The 23,730-nt window shown below is 59.7% G+C and carries 24 protein-coding genes and 1 tRNA gene; 16 read left to right on the forward strand and 9 right to left on the reverse strand.

The features are described from left to right. The first annotated feature begins 49 nt into the window (after positions 1-49). A complete protein-coding gene (locus tag CLU93_RS16135) occupies positions 50-457 on the forward strand; it encodes a nitrite reductase (NAD(P)H) small subunit (protein WP_099762276.1) in 408 nt (135 codons plus the stop codon). 117 nt (positions 458-574) lie between these two features. On the opposite strand, the gene CLU93_RS16140 is transcribed toward CLU93_RS16135, so the two are convergent. Continuing rightward, positions 575-1,636 carry a 3-deoxy-7-phosphoheptulonate synthase gene (locus tag CLU93_RS16140; RefSeq protein WP_071075628.1) on the reverse strand — a complete coding sequence of 354 codons (1,062 nt, stop codon included), beginning with the start codon at positions 1,634-1,636 and terminating at the stop codon, positions 575-577. Between the two features lie 196 nt (positions 1,637-1,832). On the opposite strand from CLU93_RS16140, the gene ybiB reads away from it, so the two are divergent. From ybiB to CLU93_RS16180, 8 genes are all read left to right on the forward strand, one after another. Next, positions 1,833-2,825 (forward strand): DNA-binding protein YbiB, encoded by a 993-nt coding sequence (gene ybiB / locus CLU93_RS16145; RefSeq protein WP_099762277.1) that lies wholly within the window; start codon positions 1,833-1,835, stop codon positions 2,823-2,825. Between the two features lie 56 nt (positions 2,826-2,881). Continuing rightward, complete coding sequence (locus CLU93_RS16150) at positions 2,882-4,096, forward strand: NAD(P)/FAD-dependent oxidoreductase (RefSeq protein WP_099762278.1); 1,215 nt, start codon at positions 2,882-2,884, stop codon at positions 4,094-4,096. Positions 4,097-4,246: 150 nt separating this feature from the next. Then, positions 4,247-4,852, forward strand: coding sequence for an FxDxF family PEP-CTERM protein (locus CLU93_RS16155; protein WP_099762279.1), 606 nt, complete (start codon positions 4,247-4,249; stop codon positions 4,850-4,852). 155 nt (positions 4,853-5,007) lie between these two features. Then, positions 5,008-5,220, forward strand: a complete 213-nt coding sequence (rpsU, locus tag CLU93_RS16160; protein WP_008451879.1) for a 30S ribosomal protein S21 — start codon at positions 5,008-5,010, stop codon at positions 5,218-5,220. Between the two features lie 192 nt (positions 5,221-5,412). Continuing rightward, on the forward strand, positions 5,413-5,865 hold the full coding sequence (locus CLU93_RS16165; protein WP_099762280.1) for a GatB/YqeY domain-containing protein: 453 nt from the start codon (positions 5,413-5,415) through the stop codon (positions 5,863-5,865). A gap of 129 nt (positions 5,866-5,994) precedes the next feature. Continuing rightward, positions 5,995-7,791 carry a DNA primase gene (gene dnaG, locus CLU93_RS16170; protein WP_096237713.1) on the forward strand — a complete coding sequence of 599 codons (1,797 nt, stop codon included), beginning with the start codon at positions 5,995-5,997 and terminating at the stop codon, positions 7,789-7,791. 464 nt (positions 7,792-8,255) lie between these two features. Further along, positions 8,256-10,496: an RNA polymerase sigma factor RpoD gene (rpoD, locus tag CLU93_RS16175; protein WP_099762281.1), complete on the forward strand. Its 2,241-nt coding sequence runs from the start codon at positions 8,256-8,258 to the stop codon at positions 10,494-10,496. A 111-nt stretch (positions 10,497-10,607) separates the two neighbouring features. Then, positions 10,608-10,686, forward strand: a tRNA-Ile gene (locus CLU93_RS16180). Between the two features lie 284 nt (positions 10,687-10,970). Here CLU93_RS16180 and CLU93_RS16185 read toward each other — a convergent pair. Then, the gene (locus CLU93_RS16185) at positions 10,971-11,360 is read right to left on the reverse strand and encodes a type II toxin-antitoxin system death-on-curing family toxin (protein ID WP_099762282.1); all 390 of its coding nucleotides are present in this window, start codon (positions 11,358-11,360) and stop codon (positions 10,971-10,973) included. After that, on the reverse strand, positions 11,357-11,584 hold the full coding sequence (locus tag CLU93_RS16190) for a transcriptional regulator (RefSeq protein WP_099762283.1): 228 nt from the start codon (positions 11,582-11,584) through the stop codon (positions 11,357-11,359). Before CLU93_RS16190 ends, CLU93_RS16185 begins: the two co-directional genes overlap by 4 nt. 185 nt (positions 11,585-11,769) lie before the next feature. Between CLU93_RS16190 and CLU93_RS16195 the strand changes: the two genes are divergently transcribed. Beyond that, positions 11,770-12,093 (forward strand): DUF1496 domain-containing protein, encoded by a 324-nt coding sequence (locus CLU93_RS16195; protein ID WP_180287866.1) that lies wholly within the window; start codon positions 11,770-11,772, stop codon positions 12,091-12,093. Positions 12,094-12,366: 273 nt separating this feature from the next. Then, complete coding sequence (locus tag CLU93_RS16200) at positions 12,367-12,702, forward strand: FKBP-type peptidyl-prolyl cis-trans isomerase (protein ID WP_099762285.1); 336 nt, start codon at positions 12,367-12,369, stop codon at positions 12,700-12,702. 91 nt (positions 12,703-12,793) lie between these two features. On the opposite strand, the gene CLU93_RS16205 is transcribed toward CLU93_RS16200, so the two are convergent. Further along, positions 12,794-13,507, reverse strand: coding sequence for a YjjG family noncanonical pyrimidine nucleotidase (locus tag CLU93_RS16205; RefSeq protein WP_099762286.1), 714 nt, complete (start codon positions 13,505-13,507; stop codon positions 12,794-12,796). 128 nt (positions 13,508-13,635) lie between these two features. On the opposite strand from CLU93_RS16205, the gene CLU93_RS16210 reads away from it, so the two are divergent. Continuing rightward, positions 13,636-14,370: a pyridoxine 5'-phosphate synthase gene (locus tag CLU93_RS16210; RefSeq protein ID WP_099762287.1), complete on the forward strand. Its 735-nt coding sequence runs from the start codon at positions 13,636-13,638 to the stop codon at positions 14,368-14,370. Then, the gene (locus CLU93_RS16215; RefSeq protein WP_099762288.1) at positions 14,349-14,882 is read left to right on the forward strand and encodes a DUF2947 family protein; all 534 of its coding nucleotides are present in this window, start codon (positions 14,349-14,351) and stop codon (positions 14,880-14,882) included. Before CLU93_RS16210 ends, CLU93_RS16215 begins: the two co-directional genes overlap by 22 nt. 15 nt (positions 14,883-14,897) lie before the next feature. Here CLU93_RS16215 and CLU93_RS16220 read toward each other — a convergent pair whose 3' ends face one another. Continuing rightward, a complete protein-coding gene (locus CLU93_RS16220) occupies positions 14,898-15,389 on the reverse strand; it encodes a DUF4265 domain-containing protein (RefSeq protein WP_099762289.1) in 492 nt (163 codons plus the stop codon). A 121-nt stretch (positions 15,390-15,510) separates the two neighbouring features. Between CLU93_RS16220 and CLU93_RS16225 the strand changes: the two genes are divergently transcribed. Beyond that, on the forward strand, positions 15,511-15,903 hold the full coding sequence (locus tag CLU93_RS16225; RefSeq protein WP_099762290.1) for a GFA family protein: 393 nt from the start codon (positions 15,511-15,513) through the stop codon (positions 15,901-15,903). A 108-nt stretch (positions 15,904-16,011) separates the two neighbouring features. Here the strand turns inward: CLU93_RS16225 and CLU93_RS16230 are convergent, their stop codons facing one another. Next, complete coding sequence (locus tag CLU93_RS16230; RefSeq protein ID WP_180287867.1) at positions 16,012-16,674, reverse strand: hypothetical protein; 663 nt, start codon at positions 16,672-16,674, stop codon at positions 16,012-16,014. A 176-nt stretch (positions 16,675-16,850) separates the two neighbouring features. Beyond that, positions 16,851-17,570 (reverse strand): Crp/Fnr family transcriptional regulator, encoded by a 720-nt coding sequence (locus tag CLU93_RS16235; RefSeq protein WP_035828139.1) that lies wholly within the window; start codon positions 17,568-17,570, stop codon positions 16,851-16,853. Between the two features lie 550 nt (positions 17,571-18,120). On the opposite strand from CLU93_RS16235, the gene CLU93_RS16240 reads away from it, so the two are divergent. After that, complete coding sequence (locus CLU93_RS16240) at positions 18,121-19,800, forward strand: methyl-accepting chemotaxis protein (RefSeq protein ID WP_099762291.1); 1,680 nt, start codon at positions 18,121-18,123, stop codon at positions 19,798-19,800. Between the two features lie 8 nt (positions 19,801-19,808). Here CLU93_RS16240 and CLU93_RS16245 read toward each other — a convergent pair whose 3' ends face one another. Beyond that, positions 19,809-20,027 carry an oxidoreductase-like domain-containing protein gene (locus CLU93_RS16245; RefSeq protein WP_099762292.1) on the reverse strand — a complete coding sequence of 73 codons (219 nt, stop codon included), beginning with the start codon at positions 20,025-20,027 and terminating at the stop codon, positions 19,809-19,811. Positions 20,028-20,414: 387 nt separating this feature from the next. Between CLU93_RS16245 and CLU93_RS16250 the strand changes: the two genes are divergently transcribed. Next, the gene (locus CLU93_RS16250; protein WP_099762293.1) at positions 20,415-21,974 is read left to right on the forward strand and encodes a DEAD/DEAH box helicase; all 1,560 of its coding nucleotides are present in this window, start codon (positions 20,415-20,417) and stop codon (positions 21,972-21,974) included. Positions 21,975-22,385: 411 nt separating this feature from the next. On the opposite strand, the gene CLU93_RS16255 is transcribed toward CLU93_RS16250, so the two are convergent. Beyond that, on the reverse strand, positions 22,386-23,609 hold the full coding sequence (locus CLU93_RS16255) for a lipopolysaccharide biosynthesis protein (protein WP_099762294.1): 1,224 nt from the start codon (positions 23,607-23,609) through the stop codon (positions 22,386-22,388). Between the last annotated feature and the right edge of the window lie 121 nt (positions 23,610-23,730).

Below are 23,730 nucleotides of genomic sequence, written 5' to 3' on the forward strand. Positions count from 1 at the left end.
GGCACCGCTCTTGCTTAGGCAAGCGTGTGCCTTTTTCAAGGAGCTAGCAATGCCGGAACAATGGAAAATGATTTGCCGTCTGAAGGACATGCCGCAGGCGGGCGCGCGCATGGTGCAGCGGGGACTGGCGTGGCAGGATTTGCCGGGCGTGGCGCTGTTTCGCGCAGCGGACGACACGGTGTACGCGCTGCTCGACACGGTGCCGTGCCTGGGCGGCCCGCTGGCGCATGGGGTGCTGATGGAGAAAAATCTGATGGGGCCGAAGAACAGCTGGATCATCGAGCTCGATTCGGGCCGCCTGGTGGCGCCCGTGCAGGGCATGGCGCGCCTGTACGCCGTGCGCATCATGGACGGGCGCATCTACCTGGACGTCAATGAACTCAATATCCCGGCCAGCAAGGCCGAACAGGCGCTGGCGGGATCGTTCGCCGTGCTGCCGCATGTGCAGATGGCGTGATATGCCTGGTGGTGGTGTCGGCTTGCGCGCTGCGCGCTAAGCCGACCTATGGCTGTCCGGGTAGGTCGGATTAGGCCCACAGGGCCGTAATCCGACAACATTGTTGGCCGTAATATTTTACGCCGGGCGATTGAGCAAATGCGCATGCGCATCGCGCAGCATGGTCGCCGTCGTGTCCCAGTCGATGCAGCCGTCGGTGACGGAGCAGCCGTAGGTCAGTTGCGACAGGTCTTGCGGGATCTTCTGGTTGCCGCCAACGATGTTCGATTCGATCATCACGCCCACCAGCGAGTGGTTGCCCTGGCGGATCTGGTTGACCACGTCGGCCATCACCAGCGGCTGCAGTTCGGGCTTTTTATAGCTGTTCGCGTGCGAGCAGTCGACCACCAGGTTGGCCGGCAGCTTGGCTTTGGCCAGCGCCTGTTCGGCGATGGCGATCGAGACCGAATCGTAGTTCGGGCGGCCGTCGCCGCCGCGCAGCACCACGTGGCCGTACGCGTTGCCGCGCGTGCGCACGATGGCCACATTGCCTTCGGCGTTGATGCCCAGGAAGGAGTGCGGGTGCGCCGACGACAGGATCGCGTTCACCGCAATGCTGATGTCGCCATCGGTGCCGTTCTTGAAGCCGACTGGCGTCGACAGGCCGGACGACATTTCGCGGTGCGTCTGCGATTCGGTGGTGCGCGCGCCGATGGCCGTCCAGGCGATCAGGTCGCCCAGGTACTGCGGCGAGATCGGGTCCAGCGCTTCGGTGGCGGTCGGCATGCCCAGTTCGCACACGTCGAGCAGGAACTGGCGCGCCTTTTCCATGCCTTCGTTGACCTTGAACGAATCGTCCATGTACGGGTCGTTGATATAGCCTTTCCAGCCCGTGGTGGTACGCGGTTTTTCGAAATATACGCGCATCACCAGCAGCATCGTGTCCTTGACTTCCTCTTGCAGCGCTTTCAGGCGGCGTGCGTAATCGAGGCCGGCGACGGGGTCGTGGATCGAGCACGGACCGACGACGACGAACAGGCGCTGGTCCTTGCGGTCGATGATGTTGCGCAGCGCTTCGCGGCCGCGGCTGACGGTGTCGAAGGCACTCTCCGACAGCGGCAGTTTGGCGTGCAATTCGGCCGGTGTCGGCATGGGCGCGAAGGAAGTGACGTTGATATTTTCGATGTCTGGCGTATTCATGATTCTGGCTCGGCTTTCGCTATTGCGTTCTTTAAGAGGCAATAGTGTAGCGGAAATGCGGCCTGGCGGCGTGGCTGGCCGCCAAATGGCAGCGGATGAGTTGTTATTGTGGCAGGCTGGCCGCTTCCGCGCCCGCCACACCCCGCTTCCGCTTGCCCGGCTGTTGCATCTGCGCCAATCCGTGTAAGCTGGCGCCATGACGACTGTTTCCATCCCCCATACCGATGTGGCCGGTGAGCCATTCCCCGCTGCACGTTTCATCAAAGAAATAGGACGCGGCAAGAACGGCGCGCGCAGCATGACGCGCATGGATGCCCGCGCCCTGTACCGCGCCATGCTTGAGGGCCGCGTGTCGGACCTGGAGCTGGGCGGTATTTTGCTGTCCATGCGCATCAAGGGTGAGTCGGTGGACGAGATCGCCGGTTTCCTCGACGCTGCCGAAGCCTCGTTCGCCCCGCTGGCCGCGCCGGCCGGTGAATTCGCCCCGATCATCATTCCCAGCTACAACGGCGCGCGCAAGATGGCCAATCTGACGGCCTTGCTGGCGCTGCTGCTGGCGCGTGCGGGCGCCCCCGTGCTCGTGCATGGCGTGACGAGCGACCCGGGCCGCATTACCACGGCCGAAGTACTGGCCGCGCTGGGCGTGCCGGCCTCGGCGGACCATGCGCAGGCCGAGGCCGCCATGATGCGCGGGGAAGTCGCCTTTTTGTCCATCGAAGCGCTGGCGCCGCGCCTGGCACACATGCTGTCGCTGCGGCGCGTGCTGGGCGTGCGCAATTCCACGCATACCCTGGTGAAGATCATGCAGCCGTTCACCGGGCCGGCCCTGCGCCTGGTGTCGTACACGCATCCGGAATACCTGGAAATGCTCGGTGAATATTTCCTGACGGCTTCTGATCCTGCGCGCGGCGATGCTTTCCTGATGCGCGGTACGGAAGGCGAGACGGTGGCCAACGCCAATAAGGCGCAGCAGATCGACTGGTTTCATGGCGCAGAGCGCACGGTGCTGGTGGAAAAGCAATTGCTGGTGGAACAGTTGCCACATTTGCCCGCCGAGCGCGATGCGGCCACCACGGCCGCCTGGATCGCTGCCGTGCTGCGCGGCGAGGTGCCCGTGCCGCCGTCGATCGCCGGGCAAGTGGAGCAATGCCTGATGGCATCGCGGCAGATTGCTGCACGGCCACGCTAGCCGCGTCGCCGCAGTTTACAATGGCGTCTTTGTAATCAGCGGTGAGCGGAATTCTTATGGCAAAACAATTTGATGTGGCAGTGATCGGCGCGGGCGCGGCCGGCATGATGTGTGCGGCTGTTGCCGCCCAGCAAGGCAAGCGCGTGGTGTTGATCGATCACGCGGCCAAGCTGGCCGAAAAGATCCGCATCTCGGGTGGTGGGCGGTGTAATTTCACCAATATTAACGCCACCCCGCAAAATTTTCTCTCGGAGAATCCGCATTTCTGCAAGAGCGCGCTGTCGCGCTACACGCCGCAGGATTTCCTCGCGCTGGTGAAAAAATACCGGATCGGCTACCACGAGAAGCACAAGGGCCAGCAATTCTGCAATGAATCGGCCGAGCAGATCATCGACATGCTCAAGGACGAGTGCGCCTCTGGCGGCGTGCACTGGCGCATGCCGTGCAAGATCGACAATGTTATCCAGCAAGCTGATGGTGGCTTCGTGCTGCAGACCGATGGCGGCGACATCGAGACGGCCAGCATCGTCATCGCCACGGGCGGGCTGTCGATCCCGAAGATCGGCGCCACGGATTTTGCCTACCGCATCGCCAAGCAATTCGATCTGATGATGGTCGAGCCGCGTCCGGCCCTGGTGCCGCTGACATTCGATGCGGACAGCTGGGCGCCGTTCGCGGAACTGTCCGGCATCGCGCTGGAAGTGGATGTGGAAACTGGTAGCCTGAAAGGCCGCAAAGCAACGGGTGCGCGTTTCCGCGAAGATTTGTTATTTACCCATCGCGGCCTGTCCGGTCCGGCGATTTTGCAAATTTCCAGCTACTGGCTGCCGGGCGAGCCCATCGTCATCAACCTGTTGCCGGAAGTGGACGTGGCGCAGACCCTCATCGAAGGCAAGGGCACCCTGAAGAAGCAGTTGGGCAATATCGTGGCGCAATGGCTGCCGCAGCGCCTGGCTGACTGCTTGCTGGCCGTCAACGGCCTGGCGCCCGATGCGCGCATCGCCGACATGCCCGACGCCCAGCTGCGCAAGCTGGGACAGGCCATCAATGCCTGGTCCATCGTGCCGAACGGTTCCGAAGGCTACCGCAAGGCCGAAGTGACACGCGGTGGCATCGATACGCGCGAACTGTCGCAGCAGACCATGATGGCCAACAAGGTGCCGGGCCTGTATTTCATCGGCGAAGCGGTCGACGTGACGGGCTGGCTGGGCGGCTACAACTTCCAGTGGGCCTGGGCATCGGGCGTGGCGGCAGGAATTGCCCTGCAGTAATACTTGGTTGTTGCGTGGCCGCAGTTTGTGACCGCAGGTGATAATTTTCTTGACTTCAATGAAACGATGTTGAATACTTGGCATGTAAATTGACTTCCAGACATTTTTTGTGTCTGATGGCAATTAAATAAACATTACCCTGGAGTCACCATGAAACGCCTGATCGCCGCCGCTGCAGTTGCCTTGCTCAGCACCAGCGCCTTTGCCAGCACGCCCGTGCTGAGCAATGGCGGTTTTGAAAACAATACCGTCGGTGGCGGCTATGTCTATGGTGACGTGGCGCCGGGCTGGAGCTTCACGGGCAGAGCCGGCGTGTCGGCCAGCAACACGGCCTGGAATGGTGTGGCGCAAGAGGGAAATGCCTTTGCCTTCCTGCAAAATACGGCATCGGTCTCGCAAAGCTTCGTCAGCACGGGTGCGGCCAATTACACCTTCGCCTTCAATCTGGCGCTGCGCCCTGGTTACGACCAGGGCCAGTCCGTGACGGTTAGCCTGGATGGCACGCAGCTGGGCCAGTATGGCGTGAGCAGCACGGGCTGGACCAGCTTCAATGTGAACGCACTCAATATCGGCGCAGGCAGCCATACCCTGAGCTTTGCCGGCACCAATCCGGGCAATGCCCACGATACATCGGCCTTCCTGGACGGTGTCAGCATGAATGTCAGTGCCGTGCCGGAACCGGGCACGTATGCCATGCTGCTGGCTGGCCTGGGTTTGCTGGGTTTCATGGCGCGCCGTCGCAAGATGGCCGTTTAAGCGATGTTGCCGTCCGCATGCGTGGTTTACGCCACAACCGGGCGGCAATCTCAGGCTGCATGCCGCACGCAAGTGGGGGAGGGGCTTCCCTTTCCGAATAAAAGCTGCTACTATCTATCTCTTCCTATACACCACCTCAACGGTTTGAATTTTACATGACCACTATTCGCCTTAAAGAAAACGAGCCGTTCGAAGTCGCAATGCGTCGCTTCAAACGCACCATCGAAAAAACGGGTCTGCTGACCGAATTGCGCGCACGCGAATTCTACGAAAAGCCAACAGCTGAGCGCAAGCGCAAGCTGGCAGCTGCTGTAAAGCGTCATTACAAACGCATCCGCAGCCAACAACTGCCGAAAAAATTATTCTAAGACTGTTCAGTCAGAACCAACCCGGGTAGTTCGGCGCATTGTTCGCCACGGGTTTTGTTTTGATTCGCCTGGAGTGATACTTCAGATGAGTCGCATACCCGCTCCGGTTCGCCGCAGCGGGTTTTCGCTTTTGTGGCTGCCTGCTTGGAGTGCACATGAGTATCGACCCTACTTACCAACACGAGGATTGCCATGAGCTTGAAAGAACAAATTACCGAAGACATGAAAAACGCCATGCGCGCCAAGGAAGCGGGCAAGCTGGGCACGATTCGCCTGTTGCTGGCGGAAATCAAGCGCAAGGAAGTCGACGAGCGCATCGAATTGACGGATGCCCACGTGACGGCCATCGTGGAAAAAATGATCAAGCAGCGCAAGGATTCGATCACCCAGTTCGAAGCCGGTGGCCGTGCCGACCTGGCTGACATCGAAAAAGCCGAGCTGGTGCACCTGGCCGGCTACATGCCTGCCGGACTGTCGGATGAAGAAGTGGTGGCTGAAGTGGCTGCCGCCGTGGCCGCCTCGGGCGCCGCCGGTCCGCAAGACATGGGCAAGGTCATGGCCATCGTCAAGCCGAAGCTGGCCGGTCGCGCCGACATGACGGTGGTGTCCGCCCTGGTCAAGAAAGCCCTGACGCCGGCCGCGTAAGCAGTCATCGTAGTCATCGGCTGCCGGCCCATGCTGGCAGCCGCTCAAATCGCCCACACGTTGACCTGGCTCAACCTCAGGCCACGTGCGGTAGTATAGTCTGACCTATAACAAGACCCGCCCTAGCCAGTGATACCTCAATCCTTCATTTCCGATTTGCTCAACCGCGTCGATATCGTCGATGTCGTGGGCCGCTATGTGCAACTGAAAAAAGGTGGCGCCAATTTCATGGGCTTGTGCCCGTTCCACAGTGAAAAATCGCCCAGCTTTACCGTCAGCCCCACCAAGCAGTTCTACCACTGCTTCGGTTGTGGCGCGCATGGCACCTCGATCGGTTTCCTGATCGAATACTCGGGCATGGGCTTTGTCGACGCCGTCAAGGACCTGGCGCAGAACGTGGGCATGGTCGTGCCGGAAGCCGATGACAAGATCCCGCCGGCCCAGCGCGCGCAGATCCAGGCGCAAAGCATGGCCCTGTCCGACGCCATGACGCAGGCTTGCGATTACTACCGCGGGCAGTTGCGCCACGCGCCGGAAGCCATCGCCTACCTGAAGAACCGGGGCTTGACGGGCGAAGTGGCCGCTCGCTTCGGCATGGGTTTTGCGCCCGGCGGCTGGGACAATTTACGTTCCGTCTTCCCCGATTACGACGTGACGGCCCTGGCCGAGGCCGGTCTCGTGATCGACAAGGTCGATGAAGAGGGCAATAACCGCAAGCGCTATGATCGTTTCCGCGAGCGCATCATGTTTCCTATCCGCAATACCAAGGGCCAGGTCATCGCCTTTGGTGGCCGCGTGCTCGACCATGGCGAACCGAAATACCTGAACTCGCCGGAAACCCCCTTGTTTTCCAAGGGTTTCGAACTATATGGGCTGTTCGAGGCGCGTCAGGCCATCCGCGATGCCGGCTATGTGCTGGTGACAGAGGGTTACATGGACGTGGTGGCGCTGGCGCAGATGGGTTTCCCGCAGGCGGTGGCGACCCTGGGCACGGCGTGCACGCCCACCCACGTGCAAAAACTGCTGCGCCAGACCGATAACGTGATTTTCAGCTTTGACGGCGACAAGGCTGGCCGCCGCGCCGCGCGCCGCGCGCTGGAAGCGAGCCTGGCCCACGTGTCGGACAATAAAACGATCAAATTTCTGTTCTTGCCGTCGGAACACGATCCGGACAGCTATATCCGCGAATTCGGCACCGAGGGTTTTGAGCAGCAAGTGCATGAAGCCATGCCGCTGTCGCAATTCTTGCTGAAAGAAGTGTCGGGCGAGCATGATTTGTCGGAGCCGGAAGGGCGTGCCCGCGTGCAGTTCGACGCCAAGCCCCTGCTGCAACTGATGGCGCCGTCGTCCTTGCGCCTGCAAATCGTGCGCGGCCTGGCGCAGCTGACGCAATCCACGCCGGCCGAGATCGAAGCCCTGTTCGAGCTGGCGAAACCCGTTGCCGTGGCGCGCCGCGCGCCGCCGAAATCGGGCCGCCCTGTGCCCGTGGGCCTGGAATTGAAGATCATGCGCATGCTGGTGGCGCATCCGCCCCTGAGCCTGCGCATCGACGAGGCGGCGCTGACCGCTTTCCAGCACCTGGGGCCGGATGCAGCCCACAGCCTGGGGCAGCTGGTGGCCGTGGGCCAGGCGCTGGGCGAGCACGGCAGTTTTGCCGCGCTGGCGCAGCAATTGAAGGAGCTGGGCAGCGAATACGACGAGATCATCGGCGAGATCGCGGCCGGCACGGAATCCGATTACGACAGCGAATTGTCGTGGCTGGTGAGCACCATCCGCGAGATCAAATTGAATGCCTTGAAGGCGGAATTGCAGCAATTGTTTGCGTCGGGTTTGCCATCGGAGAAAATTGGTGTACGCTACCGCGAAATCACGCAGGAGCAAGGCGAGTTGGAGCGTGAGCGCGATGCCGAGTTGGTGAATCGCTAATCTTGCTCTGAGGGTATGGCGCGCACTGGAAAAACATTTTTCGCGTGCTATAATTAAATGCTAAGTATTGTGTGCTTTGGCAAGCTAGTTCTGTTTCGTAAATAGTATTTGTTTTCAGTAAGTTAGGCTCTTGATCGGCGCGGTGGATCGTGTCGGCAGCCAGGGCCAACTGGCGTTTTCGGCGTTGCGGGCAAGGCTCGCAGACGCTGGCAAGCCGCGCCAGGCTCTCGCTCCCAACGCGGTCGATGCAGGAATTTTTGCCGAGACGGCTGGCAACAGCCGGTGGACAGGAATTGCTGCGCTTCCCGCGGATCGTGGCCGATGAGGTGTAAGTAACGTAACAGTGTCGGATTTGCGTTGTCGGCAGGTTCGAAGATGGTGGTTCCCGCAGGTAGACAGGGAACTGGCAGCAAACTTTATCCTAATCCACCGTAAAGCAAGTCGTTGTGTAATCGAAAGCGCCTGTGCCAATCAAGAAACCCGAATCCAAAGCGGCTGTAAAGCCCACTAAAGTTACCACGAAAGCCGAAAAGGCGCTCGACCGGCCAGAAGCGCGCGTGACCAGCGCGCCCGTGGTCAGCCAGACCACCGACGCTGCCACCCTGGCGGCCATCGATACGTCCGGGTATGTCTTGCCGTCGGTAAAAGTACCAGGCCGCCGCGGCCGCAAGCCAAAAGAATTCCAGCCAGAAAATGATGAAGTCGCCGCCCTGAACGCCGTCGAGCGGGCCGAACTGAAGGCCGTCGACAAGGCCAAGGCCAAGGACCGCAAGGCGAAGGAGCGCGCGCTGCTGAAAGACGCCTTCTCGTCCGATACGGAAGCGAGCGAGGAAGAACTCGAGCGCCGGCGCCAGAAACTCAAGACACTGATCAAATTCGGCAAGGAACGCGGTTTCCTGACCTACGCGGAAATCAACGATCACTTGCCTGAAAACATCGTCGATCCGGAAGCCATCGAAGGCATCATCGGTACCTTCAATGACATGGGCATCGCCGTCTACGAACACGCGCCTGATGCGGAAACGTTGTTGCTGTCCGATAACGTTGCCGTCGTCACCAGCGATGACGAGGCGGAAGCGGCGGCCGAGGCCGCATTATCGACCGTCGATTCCGACTTTGGCCGCACCACCGACCCCGTGCGCATGTACATGCGCGAAATGGGCTCGGTCGAGCTGCTGACGCGCGAAGGCGAGATCGAGATTGCCAAGCGCATCGAAGATGGCTTGAAAGACATGATCCAGGCCATTTCCGCCTGTCCCGTGACGATCGCCGAGATCATCGCCGCCGCCGACCGCATCGCCAACGAAGAGATCAAGATCGACGAAATCGTCGACGGCCTCGTCGATGAAAGCGAACCGGTCGCCGCCGCGCCTGTCGTGGCCGCTCCCGTCGAAGAAGACGAGGAAGAAGGCGAAGCGGAAGAAGAGGAAGTCGAAGAAGAGGAAGAGGCGAACGCTTCCGGCGCGGCCGGCTTCTCTGCCGAGCAGCTGGAAACGCTGAAACGCACGGCGCTGGAAAAATTCGCCGTCATTTCGCAGCAGTTCGACAAGATGCGCCGCGCTTTCGAGAAAGAAGGCTACAACTCCAAGCCCTACGCCAAGGCGCAGGATGCCATTTCGCAAGAGTTGCTGGGCATCCGCTTCACGGCCAAGGTGGTGGAAAAGCTGTGCGATACCCTGCGCGGCCAGGTCGACGAAGTGCGCCATATCGAGAAGCAGATCCTTGACGTGGCCGTGAACCGCTGCGGCATGCCGCGCGCCCACTTCATCAAGGTCTTCCCCGGCAATGAAACCAACCTCGACTGGGTCGATGGCGAAGTCAACGCAGGACACGCGTACAGCGCCATACTGGGCCGCAACATTCCGACCGTCAAGGAACTGCAGCAGCGCCTGATCGACCTGCAGGCGCGGGTTGTATTGCCGCTGCCGGACTTGCGCAACATCAACCGCCAGATGGCGGCCGGTGAAATGAAGGCGCGCAAGGCCAAGCGCGAAATGACGGAGGCCAACTTGCGCCTGGTCATTTCGATCGCCAAGAAATACACGAACCGCGGCCTGCAATTCCTCGATCTGATCCAGGAAGGCAATATCGGCTTGATGAAGGCCGTCGACAAGTTCGAGTACCGCCGCGGCTATAAGTTCTCGACCTATGCGACCTGGTGGATCCGCCAGGCCATCACGCGTTCGATCGCCGACCAGGCGCGCACGATCCGCATTCCCGTGCACATGATCGAGACGATCAACAAGATGAACCGGATCTCGCGCCAGATCCTGCAGGAAACGGGCGCGGAACCCGATCCGGCCACCCTGGCGATCAAGATGGAAATGCCAGAGGACAAGATCCGCAAGATCATGAAAATCGCCAAGGAACCGATCTCGATGGAAACGCCGATCGGCGACGACGACGATTCCCACTTGGGTGACTTCATCGAGGACAACAACACCCTGGCACCTGCCGACGCAGCGCTGCACGCGTCCATGCGGGGCGTGGTCAAGGACGTGCTCGATTCCCTGACACCACGCGAAGCCAAAGTGCTGCGCATGCGTTTCGGCATCGAGATGTCCACCGACCACACGCTGGAAGAAGTAGGCAAGCAATTTGACGTGACGCGCGAGCGCATCCGCCAGATCGAAGCCAAGGCGCTGCGCAAGCTGCGCCACCCATCGCGCTCCGACAAGCTGAAAAGCTTCTTGGAAGGCAACTAGAAGCCAATAGGGCTTGACGTGCGCCCCTGATACCCCTATCCTCGCGTGTCCGTTTCCAAAACGGCCGCGCGAGGCGGGCATCAACAGCGCCGCCACGCCGCAGTCCCCCTTGGGCCTCTAGCTCATGCTTGGTTAGAGCAGCGGACTCATAATCCGTTGGTGCCGTGTTCGACTCACGGGAGGCCCACCAGAATTTGCAGCAATAGAATGAGCCCCGGCGGGTGACTGCCGGGGCTTTTTTTGCGCGTGACAATCAGCGCAAGGTTTGGTCTGTGTCAGAACCAGTCTTACCGCTTTTTCCCGAAGCTCCGGTGTATAGGTTTTTGAGCGTGTCATCAGTTCTCCAGTTGGTGAAGTTTACCAAACTAGAGTGTCCGAAAAAGTCAGGGTGCCTCAGCCAGCACAGCGCTGACCCTTGCAATGTATCAGACAGTTACGCGGGCCGTGGGTGTTGTTGGGGATTTTCCTCTTGCTTTACGTCGTGATAAGGCGCTGTCGTATCCAGTCGGCCGTCTGCGGCTCCGTCAAATTGCCGGCGGCGACGGCCAGCATGAAATTGATGGCATCGATCTCACTGAACACAAGCGTCTCCCCATTGATGGCAAGGAACAGTCGACCGATCACCCAGGCAGTACGCTTGTTGCCGTCACTAAACCCGTGGCTGGTTGCGATGGCGTAGATGTAAGCTGCTGCAAGGTCGGCAGCATCCGGGGGCGGATTGCCATAGACGTCGAGGTTCGGTGCCCGATTGAGCGCCGACTCTACGGTGTTGAGGTCGCGTACGCCGGCCAATCCACCGTGCACTGCGAGCTGCTTGTCGTGGACCGCAAAAACGGTGTCTCGCTGCACCCATTGCCAGCTCATTTAGCGAGCACCCGCAGGATCTCGCGGTCGTCGTGCATGATCGACTCTGCCAAGGCCATCTGGCGCTCAAATTCAGGGTTGTACGGCGTGATACGCATCGCGCCGTCCGGGGCCTCGGTCAAATACAGGGTATCGCCTTTCTGCACGTTCAGGATGCGCTTGGCCTCCTTGTTCAAGATCAGCCCCTCAGATCCACCTACAGTTGTTACTTTGAATGCAAGCATGATGCCCTCCTTTTTCTATATAAGTTTTATTATATACTTGGTCTTGGGCGTGTCAAGCAGAGCGATCAGGCCGAAATTGTGTTTGCATGTTTTTGGGCGTTTCACGACATCTTGCTAAAGTTGATTTTTTTTTACTCATTCTATGCAATAATTCTTTCTGGCAACATTAATTTGAGGAGTCAATTTTGCAATATTTCGCAGCGATTTTCTTGTTTGTGAGTGCCGCAGCTGGCGCTCAAAGTATCCAGTCCGATGCGGTCAATCCAGCCGGAGTCGAGAAATCGAAGATTTCGAAGTCCGATACTCGATATTGTGTGTACGATGACAAAAAGTATACTGAAGGTGCAGTCAAGAGCGTCGATGGGCAGATGCTGATTTGCATGGTAAGGAGTGGTCTATCTGTCTCACTTGAGGGTGGCGTCCGGGAGCCGCGCGAGCTTGTTTGGGAATTGGGGAGTTCATTACGTGGCAAGACTGCTCTCAAGACCCCGGCCAGCGTATTTAAATGACAGTACCCCACGAGGGGCAACGAAGGTTCAACGGCATAGTCATGCAATGACAGGATATAGTTACGGTTCCGGCTCTAAGTCATTGTAATGTAAGGTATTGTTGGATGATGTTACACGTTGAGAAGGACTCATAATCCGTTGGTACCGTGTTCGACTCACGGGAGGCCCACCAGAATTCAGCAAGAATAGAACGAGCCCCGGCGGGTGACTGCCGGGGCTTTTTGCATGCTGCCGTACAATCGCGGCATGACGATTGACGAAGGATGAAACGAGATGACGGCTGAAGTGAAGATTGACGATATCGTCGTGGGTGACGGCAAGGCGGCGGCGCGTGGCGCGCTGGTGACGGCGCATTACCGGGGCTGGCTGGAAGATGGCACGGAGTTTGACTCGTCGCATAAGCGGGGCGAGCCTTTTCGCTGCGTGCTGAGCAACAACAAGGTTATCCAGGGCTGGATTCTGGGTTTGTATGGCATGCAGGTCGGCGGCACGCGCAAGCTGTGGGTGCCGGCGCATCTGGCGTATGGCGAGCGGCAGGTGGGATTGATACCGCCGCATTCCAATTTGATCTTCCAGATTGAGTTGCTGGAAGTGCTGACGCGTGACTGATCTCTTGACGCGTAATCAGGCGGGCAGGGTACTTGCCGTCACTCGTGCTTTTGCACGAGCAGTTGCTCGACACCGGTGCGCTTGTGGAAGATCAAGCCTGTTTCAGCTTGACTTGCATCATGCCCAGCGCTGGCACGATGTCGTGCAGGCTGGCCACCTCACAAGTGGGAATGGCCGCCGAGGTGTTGGCCATGCTGTCCGGATTGAACCAGCAGCTGGCTATGCCGTAGCGGTTGGCGCCGAGGATGTCGGCGTCCAGGCGGTCGCCGATGATGATGGTTGTATCTTTGCGGAATGCGCGCGCCATGTTGGCGGCGTATTCGAAGAAGCGCACGTCCGGCTTGGCGTGGCCGCACGCTTCTGAGGTGGCGACGAAGGAGATGTAGTCGCTCAGGCCGGAGGCGGCGATGCGGCGGTTCTGGATGGATTCGACGCCGTTGGTGATGATGCCCACTTCGCCGATACGCGACAGCGTTTCGCACACTTGCTTGGCGCCATCGATGAGTACGACCGTATCCGGCAGCGATTCCAGATACAAACGGCTGGCCAGGTCCGGGTCGATGGCGATGCCGTTCAGCGCAAACGTCTTGCGGAAGCGCTCCACCTTCAGGAAGTCCTTGCTCACGGTGCCCATTTCGAAACGTTTCCACAGCTCGACGTTGATCGCCTGGTACTGGGTGAACAGGCTGTCGATGTCATCGCGCAAGCCCAGTTCGTGCATGGTGTGCAGGAACGAGCGTTTTTCGGACGCCCTGAAATCGAGCAGGGTATCGTCCAGGTCAAACAGGAATAGCTGGTAGGTCATGGTATGTATTGATAGCGTGGAACTTGTCTTGCATCGTAGCACGTAGCGCCGAGTTCGGTTGGCGGTGCCCCGAGCGGGCGATCCGCTACAATCGCTGCCACACCCGTCACCCTCACGCCATTTCCGCCATGACCCAGCTCTCCGTCAACGTCAATAAAATCGCCCTGTTGCGCAATTCGCGCGGCCGTAATTTCCCCGACCTGCTCGCGTTTTCCGCGCGCTTTCTCGATCTGGGCGCCGCTGGCATCACCTTGCATCCGCGTCCGGACCAGCGCCATGCGCGCTACGATGATGTTGCTCCATTGCAGCGCCTGTGCGCGGAACGCGGACGCGAGCTGAATGTGGAGGGCTATCCGGCGGCGGATTTTTTGGATGTGGTGAAAAAGGTCCGCCCCGCGCAATGCACGCTGGTGCCCGATATGCCGGGGCAATTGACGTCCGATCACGGCTGGGACATCGAGCAGCATGCAGCGTTGTTGCATCCCGCCATTGCGCAATTGAACGACCTGGGCATCCGCGTCAGCCTGTTTGTCGATGCCGATTATCCGGCGCTGGAATGGGCGCGCGAAGTGGGGGCGGCGCGCGTTGAACTGTACACGGAACGGTTTGCGGAAAGCCATGGCCGCGCGCAGGGCGATGCCGTGTTTGAGACGTATCTGCAGGCGGCGCGGCGGGCACAGGCGCTGGGCCTGGGCGTGAATGCCGGGCACGATCTCGATTTGCACAATCTGGCGCGTTTCCTGGACATTCCCGGCATCCTGGAAGTGTCGATCGGCCATGCGCTGGTGGTCGAATGTCTTGAACTGGGCATGGATAAGGTGCTGGGCCGCTACCTTGAAATATGTCAACCTTCGCATTCTTGAACGGCTACGGCAGCCCTCCGCTGCAAGCTGAGCGGGACTGGGCCTTCTTCGACGCCGATTTCGCTATCTCGGCAGAAACGCTGGCGCAGGTGCAGGCGCTGACGCCCGATGCGGCGGCGCAACTGTGGACGCGCCATGTGTCGGTCCATGCCGATGAAATACACCCTATGCAGTTGCGCGAGGGACACCGCTTGCAGCCGACAGTATCGGGGCCGGACTGGCTGGCCGAGTTCGATTCCGTTTCCAGCGAGGGTCAGGTGCAGGCGGGTCGCATGGCAAGGTTTCTCTCTTCCCATTTTCATGCTGCAGAAGCCGCACCCGTTTTTTTCATGGCCAGTCGCACGCTTGCTTATGCGCTGACACCGGCCGCGCTTGCAGCATGCTGGCCTTGCTTGTTGGCCATTTCTGACGAGGGGCCTTTGCTGTACCAGCCAGTCACGGGCAGGTTCGTCTGGTGCCGGCCACCGGGGGCGCTGGCGGGCGGTGAGGATGGGCGGGCGCCCTCTCCGTGACTGCTTGAGCAGCGATTACCTATCCACCCACCACTTGAGCAATGTTTCATCATCGTCGTCATCGAGGTTGGCGTAGATATTGGCGAAGTACCATTCCACGCCCGTTGCCGTGCGGAAGGCGTCGAAGGGACCGTTGACGTTGTAGATGCCGTGGTGTCCCGGCACGCTGAAGGTGAGATTGCCCTTGTACTGGCCATCCATGGTGCCGCCCAGCTGCTCCTGCACGTCGCGCTCAAGCTGGTCGACTGCTTCTTGCGGCACGTCGTCGGCATAGATTTGGATGCAGAAGTTGCCGCCGCGCTTTAAGACTTCGGCGGGGGCGAGCGGGTCGGCGATGCTGACGATGTCGCCGCGTGCCAGGTTCAGGGTCAGGCCGGGCGAGGCCAGCAGTTCGTAGACGTGTTCGTCGATCTGGCGCGCCGGCAGGGATTCATACACGGGGCCGTCGGTGTTTTCGCCTGCCAGTACGCGGATGTGCGGCAAGCCTTCGCAATTGATGTCTTCCATTTATTCTTTCATAGTGCCGGCGCGCTGCGTTGCGGGTCGCGCCAGAGAGGGTTTCATGGCAATATTGTACCGGGATCGTGCCAGCTGGCGGGGTACGCAACGGTGCAAACGAGGAGACGCAATGGAAAATGCGGTGCAGGCAGGCGGTTGTTTATGTGGCGCCGTGCGCTTCGAAGTAACAGGCGAGGGCAGCAATCCGCACAGCTGCTCGTGCCGAAATTGCCAGCAGCACACGGGCGTGCCGACGGTGGCGTGGGTGGAGTTTGCGCGCGATCAAGTACGCTGGACGGGCACGGCCGGCGCACCTGCCACTTACCGCTCTTCCGACTATTCCAGCCGGGCCTTTTGCGCTGCTTGCGGCAGTTCCATCGGCGCCATCGACGATGCGCCGACGGTAGCCTTGCTGGTGGGCAGTTTTGATGATCCAGGCCAGGCCGCGTTTGCGCCTGAATACCACTCGTTTGACGATGCCAGGCCGGGCTGGTGGCCGGTCGCCACCGTTGCCGCCGGTTAGACGCGGCGTGCCGCAGTGCCTGGCCCGCAATGCTTTTCAAGTGCCAGGGATATAAAAAAGGCACGCCGCAGCGTGCCTCGATATCGTGCCTGGCGGATTGGTGCCAGCTTAGAAGCGGTAGCTGGCACTGATGCGCAGCACCGGATACGCCTTGAAATCCTTGACCTTGTCGGCCAGTTTGTCGTTTTCAGCGGCCACGTCCGTTTTCAGGGCAGCACACACCAGCGGGTCGCAGCCAGTATTGCGCAGCGCGGTTTTCGGCGCACCCTGGAACAATACGCCGATGTCGCTGGAAATGCCCCAGCCGGCTTCTTTCACAGGGTTGCCCCAGCCGATGCCGATGTAGGGCGCGACCTTGCGGAAATCGATGGTGCCGTCCAGCTGGCCAGCGCTGGCTGCCGTATAGGTGTTGCCGTTCAGTGTATAGCTGCCGTTTTTGTTCGGCTTGCCTTTGGCATCGATTTTGTTGCCGTTGTACACGACGCCGGCGCTCACGCGGAACGCGCCGTCCATGGGGAAGTAGTCGAGCAGGGCGTCGAAGGTGCGCAGCTTGAGTTTCAGCTTGTAGTCGACGTCGTCGGTGCTGGAGTCGTAGGAGTAATTCAGGAAGCCGACGCCAAAACGGGCATTCAGATTCGATTGCAGCGGCACGCTCAGGTGCGCGCCGACGCCAGTCGTACCCAGGTCAGCCGCGATGGCTATATCTGCCTGGGCTTGGCTAGCGCAGAACATGCCTGCCAGCAAGGCGGCGATCAGGTGGTGCTGTTTCATGCTTACGGACTCCAGTTGTTAGTCAAACACCGCGTCAAGTGCACCCATGGAAACTAGGGTTTCCATGGGGAAATTTCTACGAGGATGATAGGGGCTGGGGAGACGCAAGGCAAGACTGGCGGTGCAAGGTGTTGCTTTCCTGTCGCAACGCCCTGCACTTGTTTACTTCTGGCTACTTAGTTATGTGCGCTGATGCCGCTACGGAATTGTTCGAAACCGGCGCGCGCGGCCTTGTAGCAATTGCCGGCGGCCGCTTCCAGGCCTTCGCGGTCGAGTACTTCGACGGTGCCGCGGCGGTACTGGATCAAGCCTTCGTCCTGCAGTTTGCGCGCCGTGACGGTGACGCTTTCGCGGCGCACGCCCAGCATGTTGGCCATGGTGTCTTGCGTCACCTTCAGCTCGTTCGACAACGAACGGTCGAGGCGGTCCAGCAGCCAGCGGCACAGTTTCTGTTCGATGCTGCAATGACGGCCGCCCACCACATTCTGTGCCATTTGCGCAAACATGGCGCTGGTGTAGCGCATCAGCAATTGCGCCAGCGCGCCGCCTTCATTGAATACTTCACGCAGGAAGGCCGTTTTCAGGCGGTAGCCGTAGCCGGCCGTCTGCACGATGGCGGTGCAGGTGGCGCGCTCGGCTTCGTACAGCACCACGCCGGCGACGCCTTCACGGCCGATGACGGCGATCTCGGTGGTGGCGCCGTCTTCCATCACATACAGCAGGGAAACGATGGCGTTGGTGGGGAAGTACGTGTATTCAATCTTGCCGCCGCAATCGAACAGGTGCTTGCCGGCAGGCAAAGCGACCAGTTCCAACTGGCAAAACAGGCGCTCCAGATCGGCGCGCGACAAGGCGCGCAGCAATTCGTTCTGTTGCGCGCCCGTGATGCTGATCATGGGTGTTGCCGGCGCGGCTTGCCAGTTGTGCTGGGCGGCGGCGTGGCTATTCGTTGCTGGGGTCAGGTTGCTATAAGCTTTGTACATGGTAGGGCCTCGTCTTCTGATTTTGTTGGATGGCGCTGCTTTTCTGGCTTGCTAGCGTTGTGCTGAATCTTGTATCCACTATAGGACCAGGGGGCGTGGGTGTGCATCGGATGAGCCGACGCGCTTATGTAGGCTAGGAACATTGCCTCGTGTCATCCGACTCCTACGCCTGCTTGTGTATTTTCCCTGCGGAAACAACGGTGTCTGGGAAATAATGCGACACGGGGCCCGCTACACGCGAACTTTGGACGCAGGCAGCGGTCAAACCACTCTGCGTGGCAGCACGACGGTGATAAAATGTTGCCTTGCGGAAATTTGATGCGCGTTTCCATAGAAGTTGCTGCGCTTGCTCTTCAACCCTGGTCACTTCCGCTTCACCCTGCCCTCATTGCCCGCGCCGTGCATGTGCCGGTGCGCGCACCTGTCTTGTCCCGTTTACCCGTTTAATGAAGGAAAGCAACGCATGAAATGGTTTTTTGATTTGAAAATTGCCACCAAGCTGATCTTGTCGTTTGGCGCTGTGCTGTTGTTGACGGCGGCGCTGGGCGTGTCAGCGATCTTTTCCATGGCGCGTATCAATACCGCGTCGACGGACCTGTCCACCAACTGGATGCCCAGCGTGCTGGCGGCGATGTCCATGCGCAGCGATGTCAGCGATTTCCGCCGCTGGGAACTGGCGCACATGCTGGCCGCGCAGGATGCCGACATGGCGCTGAACGAAACGCGCATGACGGAAACGCAGACCAAGCTGAAGGCCGATGGGGACAACTACCGTCGCCTGATTTCCGAACCGGGTGAGCAGGAAGCCTTCGAGCGCTTCCTGACGCTCAACGATGAATTCATGCGCCTGCACGCAACCATGCTGAGCCTGTCGCGCGAGATGAAGAAGGAAGAGGCGCGCGCGCTGGCCGTGGGAGCGTCGGCCAAGGTCATGGCGGACATGATGGTGGCCCTGGATAAACTGGTGTCGATTAACACAGAAGGCGGCGTGCGCTCGAGTGCCAGCGCCGATGCGACGTATGCGGCTTCGCGCGCCAGCTTGATCGGCTTGCTGGTGGGCATCGTCGTCATCGGCATGCTGCTGGCGCTGTGGGTGGCGCGCAGCGTGGCGCGTCCGCTGATCGCGGCCGTTGGCGTGGCGCGCCAGGTGGCGGCCGGCGATTTGACTGCGCATATCGTTGTGCAATCGCAAGACGAAACGGGGCAATTGATGCAGGCCCTGAAAGACATGAATGCCAGCCTGCAGAATCTGGTGGGCCAGGTGCGCAGCGGCACCGATACCATCGCTACGGCGTCGAGCCAGATTGCCGCCGGCAACCAGGATTTGTCGTCGCGCACGGAAGAGCAGGCCAGTTCGCTGGAAGAAACGGCTTCCTCGATGGAAGAGCTGACCTCGACCGTCAAACAGAATGCGGACAATGCGCGCCAGGCCAACACCATGGCGCTGACCTCGTCGAGCATCGCCATCGAGGGCGGCAAGGTCGTCAGCGAAGTGGTGGGCACGATGGCGTCGATCAATGCCTCGTCGCGCAAAATCGTCGACATCATCGCCGTCATCGACGGCATTGCCTTCCAGACCAATATCCTGGCCCTGAATGCCGCCGTCGAGGCCGCGCGTGCGGGCGAGCAGGGGCGCGGCTTTGCCGTCGTGGCCACCGAAGTGCGCAACCTGGCGCAGCGCTCGGCCGCGGCGGCCAAGGATATCAAGGTCCTGATCGGGGATTCGGTCGAGAAAGTCGAGGCGGGATCCGTACTGGTGGACCAGGCGGGCCGCACGATGGATGACATCGTTGCCAGCATCACCCGCGTGACGGACATCATGAGCGAGATCACTGCCGCCAGCAGCGAGCAGAGCGCCGGTATCGAGCAAGTCAACCAGGCCATCGCCCAGATGGACCAGGTGACGCAGCAAAATGCGGCCCTGGTGGAAGAGGCGGCCGCGGCGGCTGAATCGATGCAGGAGCAGGCCGCCAGCCTGAGCGAAGTGGTCAGCATCTTCAAGCTCGATGTGGCCAGCACCGCCGTGAGCCGGCCGCGCGCGCCAGTCAAGGCGCAGGCAGTCGTCGCGCCCGCACCGGTGTCGCGTCAGTTGGCCAGCACGGCGCGTCGCACGGCGCCAGTGGATGAGTGGGAAAGCTTTTAATTAAGAAATTAGGCGCGCTTGCGCGGTTTCTTGATGCCTGGGGTGGCGGGGGCGGCAGCGGTTTGCTGGCGCCCCCGCCACGCCCTCAGGGCCTCTTCGTAGGCGGCCAGGTCTTCCTGGTACATTTCCAGCACGCAAAAGGTGCAACCGCTGTGGCAACACTCGTCATTGCCCGGCTTGCTGGGCGCTTGCGGTTGCGGATCGTGGGGGAAAGGCGGGGTGGGCATGGTGAGGGCAGGCGACGGCGGAGCTGGTATCGGAGCGGGCATAGGAGTTGGCATAGGAGCAGGCATGATACGGCATTCCGGCGTGCCATTGCTGGAACGCTTTTTGCTCAAAAATCACGGTTTCCGTGTACAGTTGCGGTGAATTAGGGTATCGTTTACAGCACTGATATTGTATCTTCTGCGCGCGATGTTCCGCCGGCGCGATCTCCGCCGCCATCGCAGCACATCTCTTCGACGCTCCCGCATACGCCATACAGCATGTCCCGGAGCACGGAGGTGCCGCAAGAACGATGATCCATGGCTTGCAAGACGGAGCTGCCTGTGCCCCGAAATGTTGTTTATTGAGAAAGCATGGCTTCCGCAGTGCGGAGGCACACCAGAAAATTTATGTCTGAAACCGAATCGACTCCTACGCCCAGCCCGGCGATTGCCCCTGAAGCGGCGCCCGCCGCTGCACCTGCACCTGCACCTGCAGCATCCGCTGCCCCCACCCTGACTTTCGCCGACTTTGGCCTTGCGCCTGAAATCCAGCGCGCACTGACCGATCAGGGCTACACCCGTCCGACACCGATCCAGGAGCAAGCCATTCCCGTGGTGCTGCAAGGGCGCGATGTGATGGGCGCTGCGCAAACGGGTACCGGCAAGACAGCCGGTTTTTCCTTGCCGATCATCCAGTTGCTGATGGCGCATGCCAGCAGCAGCATGTCGCCCGCGCGCCACCCGGTACGCGCGCTGATCCTGACCCCGACCCGCGAACTGGCGGTGCAGGTGGCAGAAAATGTCAAGGCCTACGCCAAGCACACGCCGCTGCGTTCGACGGTCGTTTTCGGCGGCATGGACATGAAGCCGCAAACGGTCATCTTGCGCGGCGGCGTGGAAATTGTCATCGCCACGCCGGGCCGTTTGCTCGACCATATCGAGCAAAAGAATATCAGTCTGAGCCAGGTGCAGATGCTGGTCATGGATGAAGCCGACCGCATGCTGGACATGGGCTTCCTGCCGGACTTGCAGCGCATCATCAACTTGCTGCCGAAGCAGCGCCAGAACCTGATGTTCTCGGCCACGTTCTCGCCAGAAATCAAGAAGCTGGCCGCCACCTTCCTCAACGATCCGCTGACGATCGAAGTGGCGCGCAGCAACCAGACGGCCGACAAGGTCACGCAAGTGGTCTACAAGGTGACGGAAGACCAGAAGCATGCCCTGGTCGCCCATCTGCTGCGCCAGCGCGACCTGAAACAGGTCATCGTCTTCTCGAACACCAAGATCGGCGCCTCGCGCCTGGCCCGCGTGCTGGAGCAGGAAGGCATGAGCGCCACGGCGATTCATGGCGACAAGAGCCAGCAAGAGCGCATGGCGGCGCTGGAAGCGTTCAAGAAGGGCGAGATCGACGTGCTGGTGGCGACCGACGTGGCGGCGCGCGGCCTGGATATTTCCGACTTGCCTTGCGTGATCAACTTCGACTTGCCGTACAACGCGGAAGACTATGTGCACCGCATCGGCCGTACGGGCCGCGCCGGCGCCTCGGGCGACGCCATTTCGATCTATTCGGATAAAGACGAGCGCTTGCTGGTCGATATCGAGAAACTCATCAAGCAAAGCATCAAGCGCGGCGAATTGACGGGTTTCAATCCGGCTCCTGCCCGCAGCAGCAGCAGCAGCGACAGCGAGCGCCGTCCGCCGCGCCGCACCGAAGGTAGCGAGGCGCGCCCCGCGCGCGCGCCAGAGAGCCGCCATGCTGGCGACAGCAGCCGCGACAGCCGCTCCGCCGAGCGCGGTGCACGTCCCGCCTTTGGACCTGGCGCCCGCCGCGAAAAGGCCGATCCCTGGTTCCTGAAGCCGTATGAGCCAGCCAAGGCAGCGGCTCCCGCTGCTGCCAGCATGGCGCCAGTCGCGGCCAAGCCGAAGCAGAAGGTGGCAGCGTTGTTGGGTGGCTTGCTGAAGCAATAGGGACTGATGGTGCCTGTACGTCGGGTATAGGCAATATCCTGTATGGAAATGCAGAATATTGTCGAACGGGAATAAACTGATGCGGGGTAACGATGAACGGCCTGATCGCCTTGTGCGATCAGGCCGTTTTTCATTCAGTATCACATGCAGCATGCCGGCGCTGCAGTGTGCGAGGAGCGTAATGCCAGCACGATGCGCGATCTCCTGATGAAGACCTTGTAATGGCCAGATATGTCGCCGTGCGCGCCAGGGAGCGGTGCTGGAGAAGGGGCATGGTATCGCCAGGGACCGGTGCGCCGCGAGCACGAGCGAGCGAGGTCGTGGCGTAGAGTGGTTTCTAGCAAAGAAAATGCCGCTTAGTTTTTACTGAGCGGCATCTCGGAATGCTGGTCGGGCAGTTTGATACCAGACTCAGGTCTTGCTAAACATTTTGCGTCCGAAGATGACGGCCAGGGACAGAATGAAACCGGCAAACAGGCTGAACAAAATGGTGACCGACAGACGCAAGGACAGATTTTCTGGCAAGCTAGGACCTGCAATGAAGCGGCTTTTTTCCAGGTACTGGCTGATCGCTGTTTGATTGTCGATAGTGATCTGATTAAAGACCTCCTTGACTGTATCGTCTTCCATGTTCTTGTTTTTGAAGACTTCAACCTTTACCGGTTCCAGGCCGCGCAAGATATCTTCGCCGGATTTCGTATTGTCGACCAGGATTTTTGCCTTGTCGTAATACTCGCGCAACAGCAAGTTCTGCTGCTGTTCGCGGCGTGCCTTATGTATTTTTTCGGTCGCTTCCGACGCCAGTACTTCTGTGGTCATCAATTGCGTGACTGGCGGCAGATAGCGCGCGGTTTCATCATTGACCGAAACGATCTGACGCGAAGCCTGGCCAGCTATTTCTGGATAGCGCGATACAATTTTCTTTAAATCATCACCGCTGCGACGGAAGTAAGCAAGGCGCTCATTATTTACAATAATTTCATTTTCCAGCGCCGTGATCTTGGCCGTCATTTCGACATGCTTGAAGCGCAGGATATCTGTGTAAATGATATACACGATGGTATCCATCGTGTAGCGGCCCAGTAGTCCAACGATGTTTTGTGCTACTTTTGGATCCTTATCGTCATAGCTGATGCGTAAGCCAATGACGTTGTTGTTGCCATCCTTGGGATCTTCCAGTAATTCCTTGGCATCAAGTTTGGTAAACGGGAATACCGGATCGATCCACTTCGAAACGCCTTCGCGCGAGGCAAAGGACCGGCGTAATGACTCGGTGCTGGCGCTTTGTTCCAGTTTGTGTTGAGCGAGGAAGTCCGTAAAGCGCTCGTTCGATTTGAACGCCGCAGCATAGCGTTTGTAGTCAGCCAGTTTGATGCCAGGGCTTGGTTCCTTTTCCTTTTCTTTTTCCTTGTCAGCGTTTTTCTTGACCATGGGAATAGCCCCGCCAAACTGGAAGAAGCCTTCACTCTTGTAGTCGGAAAATAACATCCGGCCTGCCAGGCCCGCGGCCACAGCAAGCAAGGTAATCGCCAGTAAAGTCCGGCGTCCCTGCCATACGGTCGTCAGCAAATCGGTGACGGGAAGAATATTTTCATCGATCTCATCCCCTTCAATCATTTTTACTTCTTTATACATAATTTCTCATTTTAATAAATGCTTGCTGCAGGAGTTTCAAGTATGTGGTTTATATCTGGGGCGAGGCGCATGGTGCTGATTCCACCTGAGCTTGCCTTTGTTAGGTCGATGTCTGCCAGGC

It is taken from the genome of Janthinobacterium sp. 35 (assembly GCF_002754575.1).
Classification (GTDB): domain Bacteria; phylum Pseudomonadota; class Gammaproteobacteria; order Burkholderiales; family Burkholderiaceae_D; genus Janthinobacterium; species Janthinobacterium tructae.

Coding starts and splice junctions, on each gene's coding strand:
- ybiB (WP_099762277.1), top strand. CDS start 1,833: ATGACGACTGTTTCCATCCCCCATACCGATGTGGCCGGTGAGCCATTC.
- rpsU (WP_008451879.1), top strand. CDS start 5,008: ATGACCACTATTCGCCTTAAAGAAAACGAGCCGTTCGAAGTCGCAATG.
- CLU93_RS16210 (WP_099762287.1), top strand. CDS start 13,636: ATGACCCAGCTCTCCGTCAACGTCAATAAAATCGCCCTGTTGCGCAAT.
- CLU93_RS16250 (WP_099762293.1), top strand. CDS start 20,415: ATGTCTGAAACCGAATCGACTCCTACGCCCAGCCCGGCGATTGCCCCT.
- CLU93_RS16205 (WP_099762286.1), bottom strand. CDS start 13,507: ATGACCTACCAGCTATTCCTGTTTGACCTGGACGATACCCTGCTCGAT.
- CLU93_RS16235 (WP_035828139.1), bottom strand. CDS start 17,570: ATGATCAGCATCACGGGCGCGCAACAGAACGAATTGCTGCGCGCCTTG.
- CLU93_RS16135 (WP_099762276.1), top strand. CDS start 50: ATGCCGGAACAATGGAAAATGATTTGCCGTCTGAAGGACATGCCGCAG.
- CLU93_RS16220 (WP_099762289.1), bottom strand. CDS start 15,389: ATGGAAGACATCAATTGCGAAGGCTTGCCGCACATCCGCGTACTGGCA.
- CLU93_RS16150 (WP_099762278.1), top strand. CDS start 2,882: ATGGCAAAACAATTTGATGTGGCAGTGATCGGCGCGGGCGCGGCCGGC.
- CLU93_RS16215 (WP_099762288.1), top strand. CDS start 14,349: ATGTCAACCTTCGCATTCTTGAACGGCTACGGCAGCCCTCCGCTGCAA.
- CLU93_RS16140 (WP_071075628.1), bottom strand. CDS start 1,636: ATGAATACGCCAGACATCGAAAATATCAACGTCACTTCCTTCGCGCCC.
- CLU93_RS16240 (WP_099762291.1), top strand. CDS start 18,121: ATGAAATGGTTTTTTGATTTGAAAATTGCCACCAAGCTGATCTTGTCG.
- CLU93_RS16165 (WP_099762280.1), top strand. CDS start 5,413: ATGAGCTTGAAAGAACAAATTACCGAAGACATGAAAAACGCCATGCGC.
- CLU93_RS16190 (WP_099762283.1), bottom strand. CDS start 11,584: ATGCTTGCATTCAAAGTAACAACTGTAGGTGGATCTGAGGGGCTGATC.
- CLU93_RS16245 (WP_099762292.1), bottom strand. CDS start 20,027: ATGCCCACCCCGCCTTTCCCCCACGATCCGCAACCGCAAGCGCCCAGC.
- CLU93_RS16155 (WP_099762279.1), top strand. CDS start 4,247: ATGAAACGCCTGATCGCCGCCGCTGCAGTTGCCTTGCTCAGCACCAGC.
- CLU93_RS16230 (WP_180287867.1), bottom strand. CDS start 16,674: ATGAAACAGCACCACCTGATCGCCGCCTTGCTGGCAGGCATGTTCTGC.
- CLU93_RS16255 (WP_099762294.1), bottom strand. CDS start 23,609: ATGTATAAAGAAGTAAAAATGATTGAAGGGGATGAGATCGATGAAAAT.
- CLU93_RS16185 (WP_099762282.1), bottom strand. CDS start 11,360: ATGAGCTGGCAATGGGTGCAGCGAGACACCGTTTTTGCGGTCCACGAC.
- CLU93_RS16200 (WP_099762285.1), top strand. CDS start 12,367: ATGACGGCTGAAGTGAAGATTGACGATATCGTCGTGGGTGACGGCAAG.
- CLU93_RS16225 (WP_099762290.1), top strand. CDS start 15,511: ATGGAAAATGCGGTGCAGGCAGGCGGTTGTTTATGTGGCGCCGTGCGC.